Origin of the sequence: Nocardiopsis sp. CNS-639 (genome assembly GCF_000381685.1) — a bacterium.
In the GTDB taxonomy this organism is placed as follows: domain Bacteria; phylum Actinomycetota; class Actinomycetes; order Streptosporangiales; family Streptosporangiaceae; genus Nocardiopsis; species Nocardiopsis dassonvillei.
Genome location: NZ_KB906862.1, coordinates 26,309 through 42,702, shown reverse-complemented (window position 1 = coordinate 42,702; position 16,394 = coordinate 26,309). Strand labels below are relative to the sequence as shown.

General features: G+C 69.3%; 16 protein-coding genes. 7 read left to right on the top strand and 9 right to left on the bottom strand.

What is annotated here, in order from left to right; genetic code table 11:
* Positions 1-16: 16 nt before the first annotated feature.
* Positions 17-622 carry a suppressor of fused domain protein gene (locus G011_RS0115275; protein WP_026338330.1) on the bottom strand — a complete coding sequence of 202 codons (606 nt, stop codon included), beginning with the start codon at positions 620-622 and terminating at the stop codon, positions 17-19.
* Positions 623-1,269: 647 nt separating this feature from the next.
* Here G011_RS0115275 and G011_RS0115270 point away from each other — a divergent pair.
* The gene (locus G011_RS0115270; RefSeq protein ID WP_019609237.1) at positions 1,270-1,677 is read left to right on the top strand and encodes a hypothetical protein; all 408 of its coding nucleotides are present in this window, start codon (positions 1,270-1,272) and stop codon (positions 1,675-1,677) included.
* Positions 1,678-1,822: 145 nt separating this feature from the next.
* On the opposite strand, the gene tgmC is transcribed toward G011_RS0115270, so the two are convergent.
* The 4 genes from tgmC to G011_RS0115240 all read right to left on the bottom strand — a co-directional run bounded on the left by tgmC (position 1,823) and on the right by G011_RS0115240 (position 5,399).
* Positions 1,823-3,001, bottom strand: a complete 1,179-nt coding sequence (tgmC, locus tag G011_RS0115265; protein ID WP_026338329.1) for an ATP-grasp peptide maturase system methyltransferase — start codon at positions 2,999-3,001, stop codon at positions 1,823-1,825.
* Positions 2,998-4,167 carry a methyltransferase domain-containing protein gene (locus G011_RS0115260; protein WP_019609235.1) on the bottom strand — a complete coding sequence of 390 codons (1,170 nt, stop codon included), beginning with the start codon at positions 4,165-4,167 and terminating at the stop codon, positions 2,998-3,000. The genes tgmC and G011_RS0115260 overlap by 4 nt, the downstream gene beginning before the upstream one ends.
* 427 nt (positions 4,168-4,594) lie before the next feature.
* On the bottom strand, positions 4,595-4,810 hold the full coding sequence (locus G011_RS0115245) for a hypothetical protein (protein WP_013156434.1): 216 nt from the start codon (positions 4,808-4,810) through the stop codon (positions 4,595-4,597).
* 52 nt (positions 4,811-4,862) lie between these two features.
* A complete protein-coding gene (locus G011_RS0115240) occupies positions 4,863-5,399 on the bottom strand; it encodes an ATP-binding protein (RefSeq protein WP_026338328.1) in 537 nt (178 codons plus the stop codon).
* A 193-nt stretch (positions 5,400-5,592) separates the two neighbouring features.
* Here G011_RS0115240 and G011_RS0115235 point away from each other — a divergent pair, with 193 nt between their 5' ends.
* Both G011_RS0115235 and G011_RS0115230 read left to right on the top strand, forming a co-directional pair.
* The gene (locus G011_RS0115235; protein WP_013156432.1) at positions 5,593-6,405 is read left to right on the top strand and encodes a helix-turn-helix transcriptional regulator; all 813 of its coding nucleotides are present in this window, start codon (positions 5,593-5,595) and stop codon (positions 6,403-6,405) included.
* 44 nt (positions 6,406-6,449) lie between these two features.
* On the top strand, positions 6,450-6,647 hold the full coding sequence (locus G011_RS0115230; protein WP_019609231.1) for a DUF397 domain-containing protein: 198 nt from the start codon (positions 6,450-6,452) through the stop codon (positions 6,645-6,647).
* A 46-nt stretch (positions 6,648-6,693) separates the two neighbouring features.
* On the opposite strand, the gene G011_RS0115225 is transcribed toward G011_RS0115230, so the two are convergent.
* The gene (locus tag G011_RS0115225; RefSeq protein WP_231391492.1) at positions 6,694-7,596 is read right to left on the bottom strand and encodes a 1-aminocyclopropane-1-carboxylate deaminase/D-cysteine desulfhydrase; all 903 of its coding nucleotides are present in this window, start codon (positions 7,594-7,596) and stop codon (positions 6,694-6,696) included.
* Positions 7,597-8,753: 1,157 nt separating this feature from the next.
* Between G011_RS0115225 and G011_RS0115220 the strand changes: the two genes are divergently transcribed.
* Both G011_RS0115220 and G011_RS0115215 read left to right on the top strand, forming a co-directional pair.
* Positions 8,754-9,257, top strand: a complete 504-nt coding sequence (locus tag G011_RS0115220) for an ATP-binding protein (RefSeq protein ID WP_019609229.1) — start codon at positions 8,754-8,756, stop codon at positions 9,255-9,257.
* 237 nt (positions 9,258-9,494) lie between these two features.
* Positions 9,495-11,312 carry an acyl-CoA dehydrogenase gene (locus G011_RS0115215; protein ID WP_019609228.1) on the top strand — a complete coding sequence of 606 codons (1,818 nt, stop codon included), beginning with the start codon at positions 9,495-9,497 and terminating at the stop codon, positions 11,310-11,312.
* 115 nt (positions 11,313-11,427) lie between these two features.
* Here the strand turns inward: G011_RS0115215 and G011_RS0115210 are convergent, their stop codons facing one another.
* Positions 11,428-11,649 (bottom strand): FitA-like ribbon-helix-helix domain-containing protein, encoded by a 222-nt coding sequence (locus G011_RS0115210; RefSeq protein WP_013156426.1) that lies wholly within the window; start codon positions 11,647-11,649, stop codon positions 11,428-11,430.
* Between the two features lie 277 nt (positions 11,650-11,926).
* On the opposite strand from G011_RS0115210, the gene G011_RS29895 reads away from it, so the two are divergent.
* Positions 11,927-12,760, top strand: coding sequence for an SDR family oxidoreductase (locus G011_RS29895; RefSeq protein ID WP_019609227.1), 834 nt, complete (start codon positions 11,927-11,929; stop codon positions 12,758-12,760).
* A gap of 205 nt (positions 12,761-12,965) precedes the next feature.
* Here the strand turns inward: G011_RS29895 and G011_RS0115200 are convergent, their stop codons facing one another.
* Positions 12,966-13,418 carry a TIGR03668 family PPOX class F420-dependent oxidoreductase gene (locus G011_RS0115200; protein ID WP_026338326.1) on the bottom strand — a complete coding sequence of 151 codons (453 nt, stop codon included), beginning with the start codon at positions 13,416-13,418 and terminating at the stop codon, positions 12,966-12,968.
* Between the two features lie 467 nt (positions 13,419-13,885).
* Positions 13,886-15,172, bottom strand: coding sequence for an MFS transporter (locus G011_RS0115195; RefSeq protein ID WP_036552745.1), 1,287 nt, complete (start codon positions 15,170-15,172; stop codon positions 13,886-13,888).
* Positions 15,173-15,741: 569 nt separating this feature from the next.
* Here G011_RS0115195 and G011_RS0115190 point away from each other — a divergent pair.
* The gene (locus tag G011_RS0115190) at positions 15,742-16,119 is read left to right on the top strand and encodes a hypothetical protein (RefSeq protein ID WP_019609224.1); all 378 of its coding nucleotides are present in this window, start codon (positions 15,742-15,744) and stop codon (positions 16,117-16,119) included.
* Positions 16,120-16,394 lie beyond the last annotated feature (275 nt).

The following is a 16,394-nucleotide window of genomic DNA, read 5'->3' as shown; positions in this document are numbered from 1 at the left end:
CCCGCTGGCGTCGGGGTCAGAGGCGGACGGGTTCGCGCGAGGGGTCGGTGACCATCCTCGGGTCGCGGTCGCGCAGGAGGGCAACGAGCGGCGCGGCGGTCCCCGCCTGCTGCATGGCCTCGCCCTCCTCGGCCAGCAGGCCGACGAGCTGGAAGAAGAGGACGATCCCGTTCGGGGTGTCCATGGCGCGGATCTCGGTGTCGGGGACGATGACCAGCGAGGTCATGTCGCCGTTGGCGGGCTCGCCGCCGAGCGGGGACGGGGTGACGATCCAGTGGCCCACGTCCAGGTCGCTGCCCGCGACGAAGCGGTCGGCCAGGGCGTGCATGACGCGCAGGATCCAGGCGGGCACGGCCTCGTCGCCCTCCTCGCGCGGAACGCGGCAGGTGAACTCGAAGCCCGACCCGGAGACGCGGGGCTCCTCGCTGGTCTTCTCCCCCAGCTCGGTCAGTCCGAAGGACACCAGCAGCCAGTGGCCGTCCAGGGGGTAGGCGAGCACCCCGTCGAGGCCTTTGTCCGACTTGCCGTCCGGCGCGAACTGGATGGTCAGCGGCTGCACGTCGGGGTACCGCTCCGCCCACTCCTCGTAGATCCGGACGAGTCCGGGCAGCATCTCCAGCATCGCGTCGTCGCTCTCCACCTCGGGTGACGGGTCCGGGTCCGAGGATACGAGCGCGCCGGGAGCGCATGGGCCGGGCGCCCCGAACCGTTCGGGCGGCAGGACGGTCCAGAGTCTTCCGGGGACCGTTCGGACGGCGCGGATTTCCCGGGGTCCGCTCCGGGAAATCCGCGCATTTTCCCGGTCGACAGAACCGCGGAGCCCGAACGCGCATCCAAGGCGAATCAGGCCGGTTTCAAGCACTTCCGCGTTCGCCGATAAGAGCCGATCGTCCCACCGCAGACAAACCAGAAACCAGCGCAGCCTAACGGGATATTTAGCTTCCGTCATTGATCATTGGCACAGGCGACGAGGGCCTCCCGGACACGGAACGCCCGGGGTCGCGCCAGCCCGCACGGACAGCGACGCCGACCAGGCGAAGGGCCATCCTTCCCTCACCCGGACAACACAAACCACTCCGCCATGATCAATCCCTGAAATTCGACGGTTAATCCTCGGGCCGATACGACTCCGGCACCCTCGGGATTTTCCCCGATATCCACGATCCGCGTTTGAGCAGCCAGCCCGGGGGCACGACCACGCATAACGCACTCATCCCCCAATCCCTGGCGAGTCCATTGACACACCGCTCCCCACAGGAAAGGAACGCGATGAATCGCGATATCCGTACCAACGCGCTGGCCGTTCTCTCCGCTGGCCTGCTCACTCTCGGCGCGACCGGCTTCAGCCCGGCGGCGGCCTCCGAGCAGCGAGGAGCCGAGGCCCAGGGCGTGGAGGCCGGTGCCGACGGGTTCACCGGAACCCTCTCCGGCGAGGTCGTGTACCTGGCTCCGTACGAGTACATCGTCGGCGACCAGGCGTTCTACGTCACCGAGGACACCGAGATCCTCGGCGGCCTGTACACCTGCGCGCCCGAGGTCCCCAACGACGACATGACCGGGACCGTGGAGTGCAGCATGGAGGAGTTCGATGCTGAGCTGAAGGACGGGACCGTGGTGCTGGCCGGGGTCGAGGTCGAGAACGGCATCGCCCAGACGATCACCGAGTTCCAGGCCTGATCCTCAGGACATAGGACAGCGGGTGACCGGGTTCAAAGGGGCGGTGCTCCTCCACGGAGTACCGCCCCTTGGGCTTGCACACAGCCGTTCCGCGCGGCGGCCGTGCACACACCGGCCCCTCCCCGAACGCATGGAAGGTCGTTGCCTACGGGAGCGGCAGCGGCCAGCGCTGGTCGCTCTCCGCCGAACCGAACCACACGTGCTGGTCCCCAGGCGTGACGGTGACGCCGAAGGCGCTCCAGTCCGGTTGACCGTTGGCGACCCACCAACGGTGTGCGTCCTCCACCCGCGCCCACAGACGGCGCGGCCCGCCCTGGACCACGGGGTAACGGCCCTCGACCACGTCCATGTCGATCTCGGCCCAGGCCCCGTCGGCGCCCTCCATGAAGAGGAAGTCCGCCCCGGTATCGGCCGTCCTGACCACGGTGTCGGCGTCCGTCGTGGCCAGTTGCGCGAGGAACGCCATGGCCGGTTCCCCGCGAACGAGCGCCGGGTTCAGCGTGGTCGTGCTCCGTTCCCCCGCGTCATCCACGCTGACGCGCTGGCGGGGAACGCTGCTCCGCGCGGGCATGAACCCGGCCCACTGCGGAAGGAAGCGCCCCTGCGCCGTGTGGTCGTCGCGCACCCGGAGCCCGAGCATGGCGCCTCCGGTGCCTCCCGCAATGTTGACGAGGATGCTCCCGCCCGGTGCCGCCTGGGTGATCCACTCCGGCGGAACGTGGGTGAAGGCCGTGGTGCTGACGATCCGGTCGTACGGAGCGCGGTCGGGGAAGCCCTTGTGCCCGTCGTACTCGGCCACGACGGGTGTGTATCCCAGGGCGGAGAGGCGTCGGGCGGCGTCGGAGACCAGGCGCGGTGAGATGTCGATACTCGTGACCCGGTCCGAACCCAGCACCTCGCACAGGATCGCCGCGTTGTACCCGGAACCGACTCCTACCTCCAGAACGCGGGGGTCGCCGCCCAGGTCGAGTTGGTGGAGCATCCGCGCCATGAGGCTGGGCATCGTGGAGGAGCTGGTCCACCGGCCGGTACCGCGTCCCCCGGGCAGGGCGTCGGTCACCGGTTCTCCGGCGATCTCGATGGTCAGCGTCTCGTCGGCGTAGACGTGGCGGGCCCATTCCTCACGCTGGTCGGGGTCCTCAGCGGACAGGAGCCTGTAACGCGCACCCTGCGGGGTTTCCTCGTGCAGGGCGAAGGCCGGGACGAACACGCCCCGGTCCACGCGTCGGAACGCCTCGGTGAGGCGGTCGTCAGGCACCAGCGCGCCCTCCTCGACCAGGCGGGTCACCAGTGCGGACGAGGGTTCGTGAACAGCTCGGGTCATGTCTGACCGTTCTCCGCTTGTCCGGCGGCGATCTGCCCCACGGGGAGGACGTTGCCGGGGTCGTCCAACCACACGCGTTGGCCCTCGCGGGTCACGGTCACACCGAACCGGGAGTGCTCCGGGCGGCCCGCCTCCTGCCACCAGGCGTAGGCCGCGGCCAGCTCGTCGAAGAGGTGGCGCGGGCCGTGCTGGCGGACCCCGAACTCACGAGCGCCGGACCGGACCCGCCACGAGGCCCACGATCCCGAACCCGGGTCCATCAGGTACACCGTGTAGTCCGGGTTGCCCGGCACGTCGTCGTCGAAGACCAGCAGGTCCTTCATGCCCGAAACCCGCAGACCGATCGCGAAGCTCGCGTCGAAGTCGCCGACCGGCTCGTACGGGTGCAGGTCCGTGGTGGTCTCGGTGTACTCGTGGGCGGGACGGACGCGCTCATCGAGCGTGCCGTGCGGTGTGCGCTGGCCGCGCACCCACATGAAGCCCGCGTTTCCGCCGAATCTCCCGGACGCCGTTCCGTCCGCGCCGACCTGGAGGCGGAGCAGCGTGCCGTTGTGGAAGCTCGTTCCCCACGGGGTCACGATCCGCCCGCCGGGCGCGGTCTGCTCCACCCACGGGTAGGGAACCCGCTGGACGGCGGCGGTCGCCAGTACCCGGTCGTAGGGGGCGTCGGGCGGACAACCCTTCTCACCGTCCCCGACGACCACATGGACACCGTGGCCCTCCAGGTTCTCCTGGGCACGTGCGGCCACGGCCGCGTCGATCTCCACCGACGTCACGTTCTCGGCGCCGACCCTGTCAGCGAGCAGCGCGGCGTTCCACCCGGTTCCGGTGCCGATCTCCAACACCCGCTGACCGGCGGCGAGGTCGGTGGCCTCCAGCATCAGCGCCACGATGCTCGGCATGGACGCCGACGAGGAACTGTATCCGCGCCCGGTCGGGTCTCCGTCGTCGATCTGGGTGATGACGGGCCGGTCGGCGTAGCAGGCACGCAACCACGCGTCGGGGTCATCGGCCCTGTCGAGAGTCGCAAGCTCGTCCCCGTCCTCGACCCAGATCCGGTCGGGGATGAAGCGGTGGCGGGGAACCCGCTCGAAGGTGTCCCGCCAGGCCGGGGAGGGGTTGATCTCCTCGACGAGGCGGGACGAGAGGTCTTCGAGACTGGTCATTTGTCGTCGCGCTCGTGCTTGCCTCCGCCGCTGCCACCGTCGTTGGGGGTGGGCGGCGGAATGGGGCGGTCGGGCTTGTGGCCGTCGCTGGTCGACTTGTCCTCACGCTTGCCCATGGCGGTCTCCTCGGTGTGAGAGGGCGGTTGATGTGAAGGTAGTCCCGCCAGCACACTGCGTCAGGACATTGGCCGGGATCGGTCTGTCCGTGTAACCGGGTGCGGGCGGGGGAAGTGCGGTCTTCTGCTGGTTCAGGCGGTGGTGCGGAGGGTGTCGATGAGGCGAGCGATCTGCGCGCGGGACTCGCCGTCGGGCGACTCCAGCAGTGTCGAGAGGTTCGTGGAGGACATAGGGAGTTCCTTCCTTGCTTCGGATACCTCGCGCCAGGTCGGCGGGCCGTCGCGGACGCGCGGACCGGCTCGTGGCGGCGCTACGGGATAGGGGCGGATTCATCCGGCTGGTTCAGGAGGGCGGCGATGTGTTCCTTGGGGTAGCGGCGTGCTCCGCCCGGGGTGCGGAAGGGTCGGAGGACGCGATCCCAGTCGCCTCGGTGGAGGCTGCGGGGGCGGATGTTGAACAGTTGGGCGACTTCGCCGGGGGTGAAGACGTCGGGGCGGCCGTCGAGAAGGTAGCTGTAGTCGGGCATGAGGCGCTTTCCGTGTTCGGCGGGCGGGCGTGGCGCGAGGCGGTGCCGTTCCTCAGACCTTGGTGCTGGGAGCCCCGGCCCACTGCTCCCCAGAGCGGTCGATGAGGGCGCGCACCGTCAGGGATTCGCCCGCGTTTCCGGTCCAGTCCCAGGACACCGACAGCTCGTCCAGCATCAGCAGCCCGTTGCCGGTGGCCTCCAGCGGTTCCGTGGGCTTTCGCGGACGCGGAAAGCGGATGGGCTGGTTCGACCGGGGTCCGTCGTCGGTGACCGTCAGGGTGTAGGTGTGGGGCTTGCGGTGCAGCGTGACCCGGACGGTGCCGCCGGGGTCGCCGGACCGGCTGTGCTGCTGCGCGTTGGTGACCAGCAGGCTCACGGCCAGCACCAGCGGAAAGGCCGCACGGCGCGGGGAGCGGGCGTTGCGGTAGGCCCAGTCCCGGGCGATCCCGACGTGGCGGGGATCGCTGCCCAGGACGATGCCGCAGCGGTCGGAGTCCTCGAACCGCATCCGCCAGGGCGGTTGGAGCGTCGGCGTTCGGCGGCCGGTAACGCCTTCCGGGGTGGACTGACGAGGGATAGCCTGGTTCATGTTCGTACCTGTTGTCGTGAGAAGCACGGGTTCCGGACCAGGTCCCGGGGTTGTCAGTACAGCCGCCGGGACTTTTCTTCGGCCGTCGTCACAGTCTCACCAGAAGGCCTCTTCAGCTACCAACCTCTGGGATATCCGAAATTTCTCGGTGAATCTCGTTGGCGGCTGATAGCAGGCTGATAGAAAGCAATACATGGCGAACGAGGTCGATCCGAAGGCTCAGAGGTTCGGTGCCGAGGTACGTCGGATCCGCGAGCAGGCAGGGTTTTCACAGACCAGACTGGCAAGCCTGATCCCGGCATCCCAGGCGACGGTCAGTGATATCGAACTGGGCAAGACGCCCACCAAAAAGGTCACGGCACAACGAATCGGTCAGGCGCTCAACAGCGAGGAACGGCTAGTCTCCGTGTGGGAGGACCAGTACGAGGGGTACAAGCCTCCGGACTGGTACAAGGAGCTGCCACTCGTGGAGCAGCGGGCCACGCAGATCCAGCAGTACCACCCGTTGCTCGTCCCAGGTCTTCTTCAAACCCGTGATTACATGCGAGCCACGATCAGGGCCCCCAAGAAGACAGCACAGCAAGAAGCCATAGACGCGAAGGTTGAAGAAAGGAGCGAGCGCCAAAATTTCCTGAAGCGCGAAAACCCACCCTTCTACTCGGTCGTCTTGGATGAAACCGTGCTGCATCGACGCATTGGAAGCCCTGACACGATGCGAGGTCAGCTCGAATACCTGCTGGAGGCCTCGGCCCAGAGCCGCATGGAAATTCTGGTCATCCCCGCAGACACCTGGGACCACCCGGGTTTGGACAACGGGGTAATATTGCTGAAAGTTCCGAATTCCGGAACGCTCCTCTACCTGGAGACAGGACCCATCGGAGGAGTGATATCTGATACCAGAATGGTCGATGAGTACATCTCTCTGATGAGTGACCTGCGGGGACTGGCTCTGCCTCCCAATCAGACACGGTCGTTGATCAAGAAAGTGCTAGGAGAAATCGAGTGACCCCTGAAGGAACACGGCACGAACCCACGTACACCACTGGCGACGTGGATCAGGCGAAGTTCTGTCCGACCGCACCCTCATGGCACAAGAGCAGCTACAGCATCGCCGACACCAACTGTGTCGAGGTCGCCGAGGGCGTCACCACGGCGTTGCGAGACACGCAGAACCGCGAACTGGGGCACCTGTCGTTCGCGGCCACCGAGTGGACCGCGCTCGTGGACTCGCTCAAGAGCCTCGGCTAGCCACCAGAGGCCACAGGGCGGCACTCCTCACGTAGTGCCGCCCTTTTCAGGTCGCCGCCCGACCTCCCCCGTTCTGGTCATCCGCGCCCTCGGGCGGGCCGGTGATGAGCGCGACCACCGTGCCTCCCCGGCGGAACCTTCCTCGCGCCGCCAGGTCGTAGACCCCGGCGAGCAACTTGGCCACGTAGATCCGTTCCAGCAGCACCCCGTGGCGTGTGTGGAACTCCTGGATGAAGGCGGCCAACTCGGGCGGGTACTTGGCGAACCCCCCGAAGTGATAGCCGGTCTCGATCGACCAGTTGCCGGTCACCGCACCCGCGTCCTCCTGGAACCGGCGCACCTCCTCTTTGAGGAAGCCACCGCCCTTCAGCACCGAGAAACCGATGGCCTCCCGTCCGGCGGACAACCTCGCCGCCAGGCCAGCGAGGGTTCCGCCCGTACCGCACGCACAGCAGAGGGCGTCGAAGTCCGCGTCGATCTCGTCAGCGATCGTGGCGCAGCCGCGCACGGCCAGGGCATTGCTTCCACCCTCGGGCAGCAGGTAGAAGTCACCGAACCGCTCGCGCAACCCGTCGATGACCTCCGACATGTGCTTGGCCCGATAGGTGGTCCGGTCCAGGTACTCCAGTCGCATTCCCTGTCCCGCGGCATAGGCGAGCGACCAGTTGAGCGGCAGGTGCTCCTCTCCCCGGATGACGCCGATGGTCGAGAACCCGCACGCCCTTCCGGCCGCGGCCACCGCGCGGATGTGGTTGGAGTAGGCGCCGCCGAAGGTCAGCAGCGTGGAACGGCCCTGTTCGTGCGCCGTCTGGAGGTTGAGGTGGAGCTTGCGCCACTTGTTTCCCGGCACCTCCGCGCTGATGAGGTCATCGCGTTTGAGCAGCAGGCGGACCCCGTGCTCGCGCAGGAACTCGTCGTTGACCTCCTCCAACGGTGAAGGCAACCGCACGTCCGTGTGACCACAGCCCCTGAGCCCCATACGGGTCAGGCTAATGCGGCGGCCGAAAGGCCGACCGGGTCGGGCGTCAAGCCGCGACGACCGGGAAACGGCATCCCACGAGGCGACGCCTTTCCCGCGCGCCCATGCAGTGGAAGTCATTCTCAACAAATGTCACCAATAACGACATTCAGGGCCATCTGCACAGAACTCCGGGACAGCCAGGAAAGCATTGCTCACACCCACTGAGCTGCGGCGATGTCGTCAACCCGAAATTACCCTGGAGTAGTTCGCAGAAAAGTTCGCTTCCACTCCGCCCCTGGCCTTAATCTGGCACCGGACACACAACTCCATCCACGCAATGACCCCGCGACGGTTACTCACCGTCCGGGGCCGTGGCCAGCAACTTCGAACCTTTTAGAGCAAGGATTGCCAGCATGCGCCAGTTTAGCGCTGCGGCCCTGATCCGCGCCTTCGGCACGGTCAAGGCCCTCTTCGCGCCTCCCTGCGGACGCCACTCCGCCACCGGCGGCCGACGCCGCCGCTCCACCCGGGTCCGTCGCTACGTCCCGGTTCCCGCCCAGGTCCGCGCTCCGGTCGAGGCCACCGCACCTCCCGCACGAACCGACCGGGCTCCCGAACGCCCCGAGCGACCCAAGCACCCCAAGCGCCCCGCCGCTCCCGGCCCCGCTCCCGCGCCCCGTCTGGCCCCGCCGAGCACACGCTTCCCCGCCGAGGACATCGCCCTGGTCCGCCCCTACTACGCGGCCCGAGAACAGGCCCGCGCAGAGGCTCGCGCGGGAACCCGCGAGCCCGGAGCCGCGCGGGTCCGGCGCGAGATCACCATCCGCCTCGACCAGCGGCCCGGCACGAACACCCCGTTCTCCGGCGACCTCCTGGCGACCGACTCTGGCCCGGTCCCGACCCCGGCCCCGGTCCGGGTTCCCGCCCCGATCCCGGCACAGGCCCCCGCCTCCGGGCCCGGTCCCGCCCCAGCACCCGCCCCCCCGCCCTCCGTCCCCCGCGCGCGAGGACCCCGAGGACTGGCGCGCGTTCACCCGGCTCGCCCGCGTCTGGCTCGACCAGCAGCAGCAACGAGCCGAGCGGACCCAGCGAACACAGCAGGCACAGCGGCCCCGCGCGGAGCACCACCGACAGGCGGTCCCGGCATGATCTTCCTGACCACGCCCAAGGTTCCGCGTCCCCTCGTCCGCTGGGAGCACCGCGTCTACCCGGGAGCGCTGGACCAGCTCGCGCGGGTCCGCGCCGACCTCGCGGCCGACCTGGCCGGTTTCGACGGTGACCTCGTCGAGACCGTGCGGCTGTGCGCCAGCGAGCTGTTCGCGAACTCCGTCAAGTACACGGACTCAGGCAAGAGGGACGGCGAGGTCGTCCGCGCGCTGTCGATGCCCAACGCGCGAACGCTCCGCTTCTCGGTGAGCGACTGCGGCGGAGGCGGCGGAATCCCTGCCGTCCCGCAGGAGCGGACGGAGGACGAGTGGAGCTGGGCCGAGGGCCAGCGCGGGCTGCTGCTCGTGCAGAACCTGTCCACAGCCTGGGGACACTTCCGCCTCACCCCCTGGGCCGACCTGGGCACCCACGTGTGGGCCACGTTCGCCGTCCCCCCGGGCGGCGCTCCGCCCGCCACGCGCCCCTACGTCCTCATCGACTGAGGCCGGATTCCGAACGGGCGGGGAGGCCCCGGCCAGCGCCTCCCCGCCCCGCGCGGGCCCCCGAACAGCCCGTTCAGCGCGCCTCACGAAAACCCGCCCCTCCTTTTGGTATCCCCTGGGACACAACTCCCTCCCTCCCACTGGCGCAGGTCGCTACTCGGTAGTAACATTGACTTGTTACTAGTCGGTAGATCCGCGTGTACAGACACCGCGGCCAGGGACACAGCGGAGCTGTCCATGACGCATTACAAGAGCAACCTGCGCGACATCGAGTTCAACCTCTTCGAGGTCTTCAAGCGCCAGGACGTCCTGGGGCAGGCCCCCTTCGAGGAGCTGGACGAGGAGACCGCCCGCACGATCCTGGACGAGGTCAACCGCCTCGCCACGGGCGTCATCGCGGAGTCCTTCGAGGACGCGGACCGCAACCCCCCGGTCTTCGACCCGAAGACGAACACCGTCGCGCTCCCCGAGAGCCTGAAGAAGTCCTACAAGGCCTACATGGACGCCGGCTGGTACAACCTCGACCTCCCCCAGGAGCTGGGCGGCCTGGGCGCCCCCCGCTCCCTGGTCTGGTCCGCCGCCGAACTGATCCTCGGCTCCAACCCCGCCGTGCACATGTACTCGGCCGGTCCCGGCTTCGCGAGCATCCTCCACTCCGAGGGCAACGAGGAGCAGAAGCGGTTCGCCGAGCTGGCCATCGAGCGCGGCTGGGGCGCCACCATGGTCCTCACCGAGCCGGACGCCGGTTCGGACGTCGGCGCGGGCCGCACCAAGGCCGTGGACCAGGGCGACGGCACCTGGCACATCGAGGGCGTGAAGCGCTTCATCACCTCGGCCGAGCAGGACATGACCGAGAACATCTTCCACCTGGTGCTCGCGCGTCCCGAGGGCGCCGGCCCCGGCACCAAGGGCCTCTCGCTCTTCCTGGTCCCCAAGTACCTCATCAACGAGGACGGCTCGCCCGGCGAGCGCAACGGCGCCTACGTCACCAACGTCGAGCACAAGATGGGGCTCAAGGCCTCCACCACCTGTGAGCTGACCTTCGGCGACAAGCACCCCGCCATCGGCTACCTCGTGGGCGACAAGCACGACGGCATCCGCCAGATGTTCCTCGTCATCGAGTACGCGCGCATGATGGTCGGCACGAAGGCGATCGCCACCCTGTCCACCGGCTACCTCAACGCCCTGGAGTACGCCAAGGAGCGCGTGCAGGGCAACGACCTGGCCGCGGGCAAGGACTCCCCCAAGGTGACCATCACCCACCACCCGGACGTGCGCCGCAGCCTCATGACGCAGAAGTCCTACGTGGAGGCCATGCGCGCCCTGGTGCTCTACACCGCCACCCAGCAGGACGCGATCCAGATCGCGCACCGCACGGGCCAGGACGCCGCGGAGCTGGAGGCCATGAACGACCTCCTGCTGCCGATCGTCAAGGGCGTGGGCTCCGAGCGCTCCTACGCGCTGCTCGCCGAGTCCCTCCAGACCCTGGGCGGCTCCGGGTTCCTCCAGGAGTACCCGATCGAGCAGTACATCCGGGACGCCAAGATCGACACCCTCTACGAGGGCACCACCGCGATCCAGGCCCAGGACTTCTTCTTCCGCAAGATCGTGAAGAACGGCGGCCAGGCCCTGGGCAAGCTGGCCGGGGAGATCAAGGCCTTCGCGCAGAGCGACGCGGGCAACGGCCAGCTCAAGCAGGAGCGCGCGCTGCTCCTGGAGGCGGCCGAGAACGTCGAGAAGATCGTCGAGCTCATGGTCGGCCACGCGATGGGCTCCGCCGAGGACGCGCGCGAGCTGTACAAGGTGGGCCTGAACTCCACCCGCCTGCTCATGGCCTTCGGTGACGTCGTCCTGTCCTGGCTGCTGCTGCGCCAGGCCGAGGTGGCCCTCAACAGCATCGACGGCGCCAGCGACGAGGACAAGGACTTCTACACCGGCAAGATCGCCGCCGCGCGCTTCTTCGCCGAGCAGTTCCTGCCGCGCATCGCCGCCGAGCGCCGCATCGCCGAGGGCGTGACGGTGGACCTGATGGACGTCCCCGAGTCCGCCTTCTAACCACGTCGGACCCAGCGGGAGGGCGGGGCGGCCACCGGGCCGCCCCGCCCTCCGACGGTTGCCTAGGTCAGACCGTTCTCAGCCGCTCCACCGGTTGCCCTGTGATCTCCGCGACTCATTCCCACGCCCGTTTCATGACCGCCGGATCGGCGAGGTCGGAGAAGGCTTCGGAGAAGCGCGCCAGACCGTCCACGGTCACCGCACCGCCGGAGGGGTGCGCTGTCCGCTCCAGCAGGCGTCTCAGGTACTCGCCACGCGACAGTCCCTGTCTCCTGGCGTCCGCGTCGATGACTTCCAGGACGCCTTCCGGCACGTTCCGGATCAGCACGTCGGCCATGGGACCACCTCCAAGCGGTATCCGAGGATCATCCCGAAGTTCCGTCGCCGAAGGAGCGTGACGGTGGACAAGCGGGACGCCCCGCGCCACGGCCCCGTGCGCACGGAACAAGCCCGCTTCGGCGCCGGGGCTCCGGTCCCACACGCCCAGAACGCGCCCGTTCGGGCAGCTCCGCCGCACGTCCGCGCCACCCGTCCCACGTGTACGGGGGGTGGCGCTGGGTAGCCGCTCACCCGAGCGCGTGCGCCGCCGGGAGGCGCACGGAAGGGGGCAGAGCATGGCACGCGACGACCGCGTCGAGGGAGCAGGGGAGTTCGACGACTACGACCGCGTGGCGGTGGTGACGGGCGCGGACAGCGGAATCGGCCGGGCGACGGCGATCCGCCTCGCGCAGCAGGGCTTCGACGTCGGCGTCACCTTCCACAGCGACGCGGAGGGCGTGCACCGCACGGAGGCCGAGATCCGCGAGACCGGACGCCGGGTGTCCGTCCGCCAGCACGACCTCTCCGACCCCGTGCGGGGCTCGGAGGCCGTCGCCGAGCTGATCGAGGACCTCGGCGGCATCGGCGTCCTGGTCAACAACGCGGGCACCGGCTCCGGGGAGCACCTGCTGGAGACCAGCTACGAGCGCTGGCGCGAGGTCCTGTCCGTGGACCTGGACGCGCCCTTCCTGTGCTCGAAGATCGCGGCCACGCACATGCGCGACGCCGGTCGCGGCGGCCGCATCGTCAACATCACCAGCGTGCACGAGGAGTTCCCGCGGGTGACCGCGGGCGCCTACTGCACCGCCAAGGGCGGCCTGAAGCTGCTCACCCGCGTCCTGGCCCTGGAACTGGGCCTGTACGGCATCACCGTGAACGCGGTGGCGCCGGGCGAGATCGCCACGCCCATGACCGGGCAGCACGAGGAGGAGCCCGCGCTGGACTCGCGCGCCGGGTACCCGCTGCCCCGGCCGGGCCACGCCTACGAGGTGGCGGAGGCCGTGGCCTTCCTCGCCAAGCCGGAGGCGTCCTACGTCACCGGCGCCTCGCTGTTCGTGGACGGCGGACTCTCCCTGATGGGCCCGCAGGCCGGTGGCGCGCTCCAGGACGCCACCTGGCGCGCGGGCTGACCCCGCCCGCACCCGGGATCCGCCGCCGCGGTCCTCTGGGTGGCTCCGGCCCGCCCCGGCGCCACCCAGAGGACCGTGCGCGGCGGTTCCCCCGCTCAGGGGGCGGTCTTTCTCCCGGCGTCACCGTCGGCCGCCGACGGTGACGCCGGGAGAGGGACCACCGTCGAACGCACGCGCCCCGCGCCGTCAGTGTTCCGGCGCGTCCTCAGAGTTCCGACGTGCCGGACTCCGCGTCAGGCTCCTCCGCGACCGACCACCCGGACCAGTGGCGGACCTCCACCAGGATGATCGCCTCCTCGGGCGGCGTGTCCCGGTACTGGGGATAGCGCTCCACCAGCCGGTCACGGGCCTCGGTCCAGGCAGGACCGTCGTGTAGAACCAGCGCCTCACCGTCCGCGCGGACCCACCACAGCCGGTCCCAGTCGTCGGAGTACTCGTCCGCGAGCAGCGACACCCGGGGGTTGCCCTCGATGTCGCGCATCCGCCTGAGCCGGTACGTGGTCTTGGGCTTGTGGTCAATGGGGATCGCGATCGTGTCGCCGTAGGCCGCGAACACCACGGGCACCAGATGGGGCTGCCCGTGCTCGCCCACCGTGGCCAGCCTGGCGACGCGGCTCCGCGCGAACATCTCCCTGGACCGTTCGGGACTCCACCTCATGACAGAGAAAATCCCACGCGACCCGGGACGGCACAAGGGGCGCGCACGCCCCTTTTTCTCCCCTTGTCCCCGCGCGCACGCGCGAGGCGTCGGACAGCTCTTCCGCAGGGGGTAGGACATGCTTGCTCCCGCGCACGCGCGCGAGGTCCCGAGCGGGCCCTGCGGTCTCGGGCGACGCTTCTCGTCCCCGCCCGCCCGCCGGGAAGGCGGTCCGTCCTCGTCCCCGCGCACGTACGGGGCCGCACACACGGCGGAGGCCGGTCGTCGGACCGGCCTCCACGCGTACGAACGCCCCCGTCCCCCGAGAGTCCTCGGCTCCGCGAACCGCGGACGCGCCTCTCCTCCACGCGCGCGCACGCACGCGCGGGAGCGGTTCCGGTGCAGGCGGGAGGCGCTGTCCTCTTCTCCTGACTCTCCCGCGCGCACGCACGCGCGAGACGGGGTCCCGGGTGTACCGACCAGAGAGGTCAGGACCGGGGGCGGCGGAGGACGAAGTAGTACAGCGCCGCGGTCGCGCACACCGTGGCGACGGCCATCGGCACGAACGCCAGCTGGTAGGCCTCGGGGCCCTCCGGCAGCGTCTGGAGCAGCGCGCCCGCCGCCACCGTGCACACCACGGCGGTCGTGAACCCGCTCATGTTCACCAGGCCGGAGGCGACGCCGGTCCGGCTCGCGGGGATCCCGTCGCGCGCGAAGTCGAAGGAGACCGTCGGCGCCAGGGTCTGCCCGATCGCGCTCGCCGCGAGCACCGTCAGCCCCAGGGCCACCGGGACTCCCCCGGGCCACGCCACCATCAGCAGCCAGCCCAGGCTCAGCGTCGTGCTCAGGATGAGTCCCAGCCACCGGCGCACGCCGGGGCTGCGCCCGATCACGACGCCCGCGAGCGGAGCCATCCACAGCCCGCCCGCGGCCAGGGCGGTGAGGGTGAGGGCGGCGGTGTCCTCGGACAGCCCCAGGCCGCCCACGAGGAACGGGTAACCCCACAACACCATCATCATCGTGAACGGGGCCATGACGGCCGCGTGGTGGGCCATGCCGATCTGCGGGCCTCGCGAGCGCAGCGCCTCCTTGAGCGCGGCCCACACCGAGATCGGGTCGGCGACCGTGGAACGGCCCGCCGCACCGGCCGGGCGGTCGCGCACGACCACCAGCATCAGCAGGGCCATCAGCGCGGTCAGGACCGTGGTGGCCAGGAAAGCTGCCACCCAGCCGAAGCCCTCCAGGGCCCAGGCCATCGGCGCGGCGCTGGCCACCTGCCCCGTTCCGCCGACCACGCCGGTGAGCCCGCTGACGAGGGCGTAGCGCGAACGCGGGAACCACAGGGCCGCCAGGCGGATGACGTTGAGGAAGACCAGGGCGTCGCCGAGGCCGATGAGGAACCGCCCGGCCACCGCCACCTCGATGCCGGGGGCGAGCGCGAACAGGCACGCGCCGACCGTCATCGCCGCCATGCCCATGACGAGCGTGTAGCGGGGCCCGAGCCGGTCGGCCAGCAGCCCGGTGGGCACCTGGAGGACCACGTACACCAGGAGTTGCAGCATCGGCAGGAGGGACAGCAGAGCCGGTCCGACGTCGAAGCGGGCCTGGGCCTCCAGGGCGGCCACACCGAGACCGTTGCGGTGCAGCATCGCCAGGAAGTACCCGCCCACGGCGACGCCCCACACGAGCCAGGCCCTGGCGCCGCCAGCGGGTTCGGAGGCCACGACGCCCTCCCGTGCAGTAGTCCGGTCACCGGATGTCTCGGTCTGTGTCACTGGGCGACTTCTCTCCGTTTCGTACGACCGTTCCAGTGTCCTCCACATACGGGACCAGCCCTTACACCGGGGTGAAAGCGTGGGCAAAACCGACGGGAACACCGGCATGTCGGGAGGAGGCGTGGACGGCAAAGCCGGGGTTTGACCGGGTCAAGGGCCCGTAACCTGCACTAAGTCGCGGAGAGTCACGACAAACACGCCAAGAGTCGCCGCAACGAGTGACACTGACGACATCCCCCACACAAACGGACAGGCTTTTCGCGACGCTCAAAAAACGGTCTGGTGTTCGGAATACATGCTCTGAGCTGGTGGTTCTTGATTTGGTGAAGTCGAGACACATTCGTTAAATGTGATATTGGTCACTTGTAGAAGCCTCGACTACAAGGGGTCAGTTGCTGCTAGCATCCGGAGCGCAAAGAATAACTACGAGGTAACGACATCGTTCACGCCTCACCAACTTTGTGGAGGGAACCCGCCAAGGCCACCTGAGGCGGAGCACCTCGATCCGCGGCGACGTGGCCGCACAAGCGAACACGGCACCGCGGCAACCTAGACCACTGGAGACGACCTTGAGTCACTGGCGCCTGAACAACCCCCGGGCCTCCCGGGCGAAATCGGCCCTCGCCAGGCGAATCAAGCACAAGCCCCGCCACGCCTTCTGCGCCCAGCGCGCGATCACGGCACTCCTGGGCGAGCTCGCCTCCGTGACCCCCCGCCAGTTCTACTGGTCGGGCAGCTCCGAGCTGGCCGTCGTCTCGGTCCAGCGGGACGTCAACGTCTGGTGTCGCGACGGCCGCTTCTTCTGGAACGACCTGTTCCACGGCGGCCCGGTCTCGCACCCCGCGAGCGACCCCGTCGGCGCCGCCGAGCTCCTCAACCCCTTCGCGCAGGGGCCCGAGCCGGTCTACGGCCACGGCAGCGTCATCAACCACACGGTCGCGGCCTGAGGCCGCACGGCCGGATCTGAGACCTCCCGGCCAGCGCAGCCCCGCTGAGGCCCCGGCTGCCGCCCGTGCACTCCCCTGGCGGTGCACGGCCTCGTACGGGCGCCGAACGCGCCCGGCACGCCTGTCGGCGTCCCTGGGCCCCGTCGCCTCGCGCGGCGCCGTTCTCCCATGGAGACGACCCTCTTCCCGCACACGCCCCTCGGCCACCTGTCCGGCGCGCGTGCGGACGATCTCTTGCCCCTTCGCCTACCCGCGCAGGAGGGTTCGACACGCCC

What these genes read in the sequence shown, in the direction of transcription:
- G011_RS0115275 (WP_026338330.1), bottom strand. Translation starts at nt 622, where the DNA reads ATGCTGGAGATGCTGCCCGGACTCGTCCGGATCTACGAGGAGTGGGCG.
- G011_RS0115270 (WP_019609237.1), top strand. Translation starts at nt 1,270, where the DNA reads ATGAATCGCGATATCCGTACCAACGCGCTGGCCGTTCTCTCCGCTGGC.
- tgmC (WP_026338329.1), bottom strand. Translation starts at nt 3,001, where the DNA reads ATGACCCGAGCTGTTCACGAACCCTCGTCCGCACTGGTGACCCGCCTG.
- G011_RS0115260 (WP_019609235.1), bottom strand. Translation starts at nt 4,167, where the DNA reads ATGACCAGTCTCGAAGACCTCTCGTCCCGCCTCGTCGAGGAGATCAAC.
- G011_RS0115245 (WP_013156434.1), bottom strand. Translation starts at nt 4,810, where the DNA reads ATGCCCGACTACAGCTACCTTCTCGACGGCCGCCCCGACGTCTTCACC.
- G011_RS0115240 (WP_026338328.1), bottom strand. Translation starts at nt 5,399, where the DNA reads ATGAACCAGGCTATCCCTCGTCAGTCCACCCCGGAAGGCGTTACCGGC.
- G011_RS0115235 (WP_013156432.1), top strand. Translation starts at nt 5,593, where the DNA reads ATGGCGAACGAGGTCGATCCGAAGGCTCAGAGGTTCGGTGCCGAGGTA.
- G011_RS0115220 (WP_019609229.1), top strand. Translation starts at nt 8,754, where the DNA reads ATGATCTTCCTGACCACGCCCAAGGTTCCGCGTCCCCTCGTCCGCTGG.
- G011_RS0115215 (WP_019609228.1), top strand. Translation starts at nt 9,495, where the DNA reads ATGACGCATTACAAGAGCAACCTGCGCGACATCGAGTTCAACCTCTTC.
- G011_RS0115210 (WP_013156426.1), bottom strand. Translation starts at nt 11,649, where the DNA reads ATGGCCGACGTGCTGATCCGGAACGTGCCGGAAGGCGTCCTGGAAGTC.
- G011_RS29895 (WP_019609227.1), top strand. Translation starts at nt 11,927, where the DNA reads ATGGCACGCGACGACCGCGTCGAGGGAGCAGGGGAGTTCGACGACTAC.
- G011_RS0115200 (WP_026338326.1), bottom strand. Translation starts at nt 13,418, where the DNA reads ATGAGGTGGAGTCCCGAACGGTCCAGGGAGATGTTCGCGCGGAGCCGC.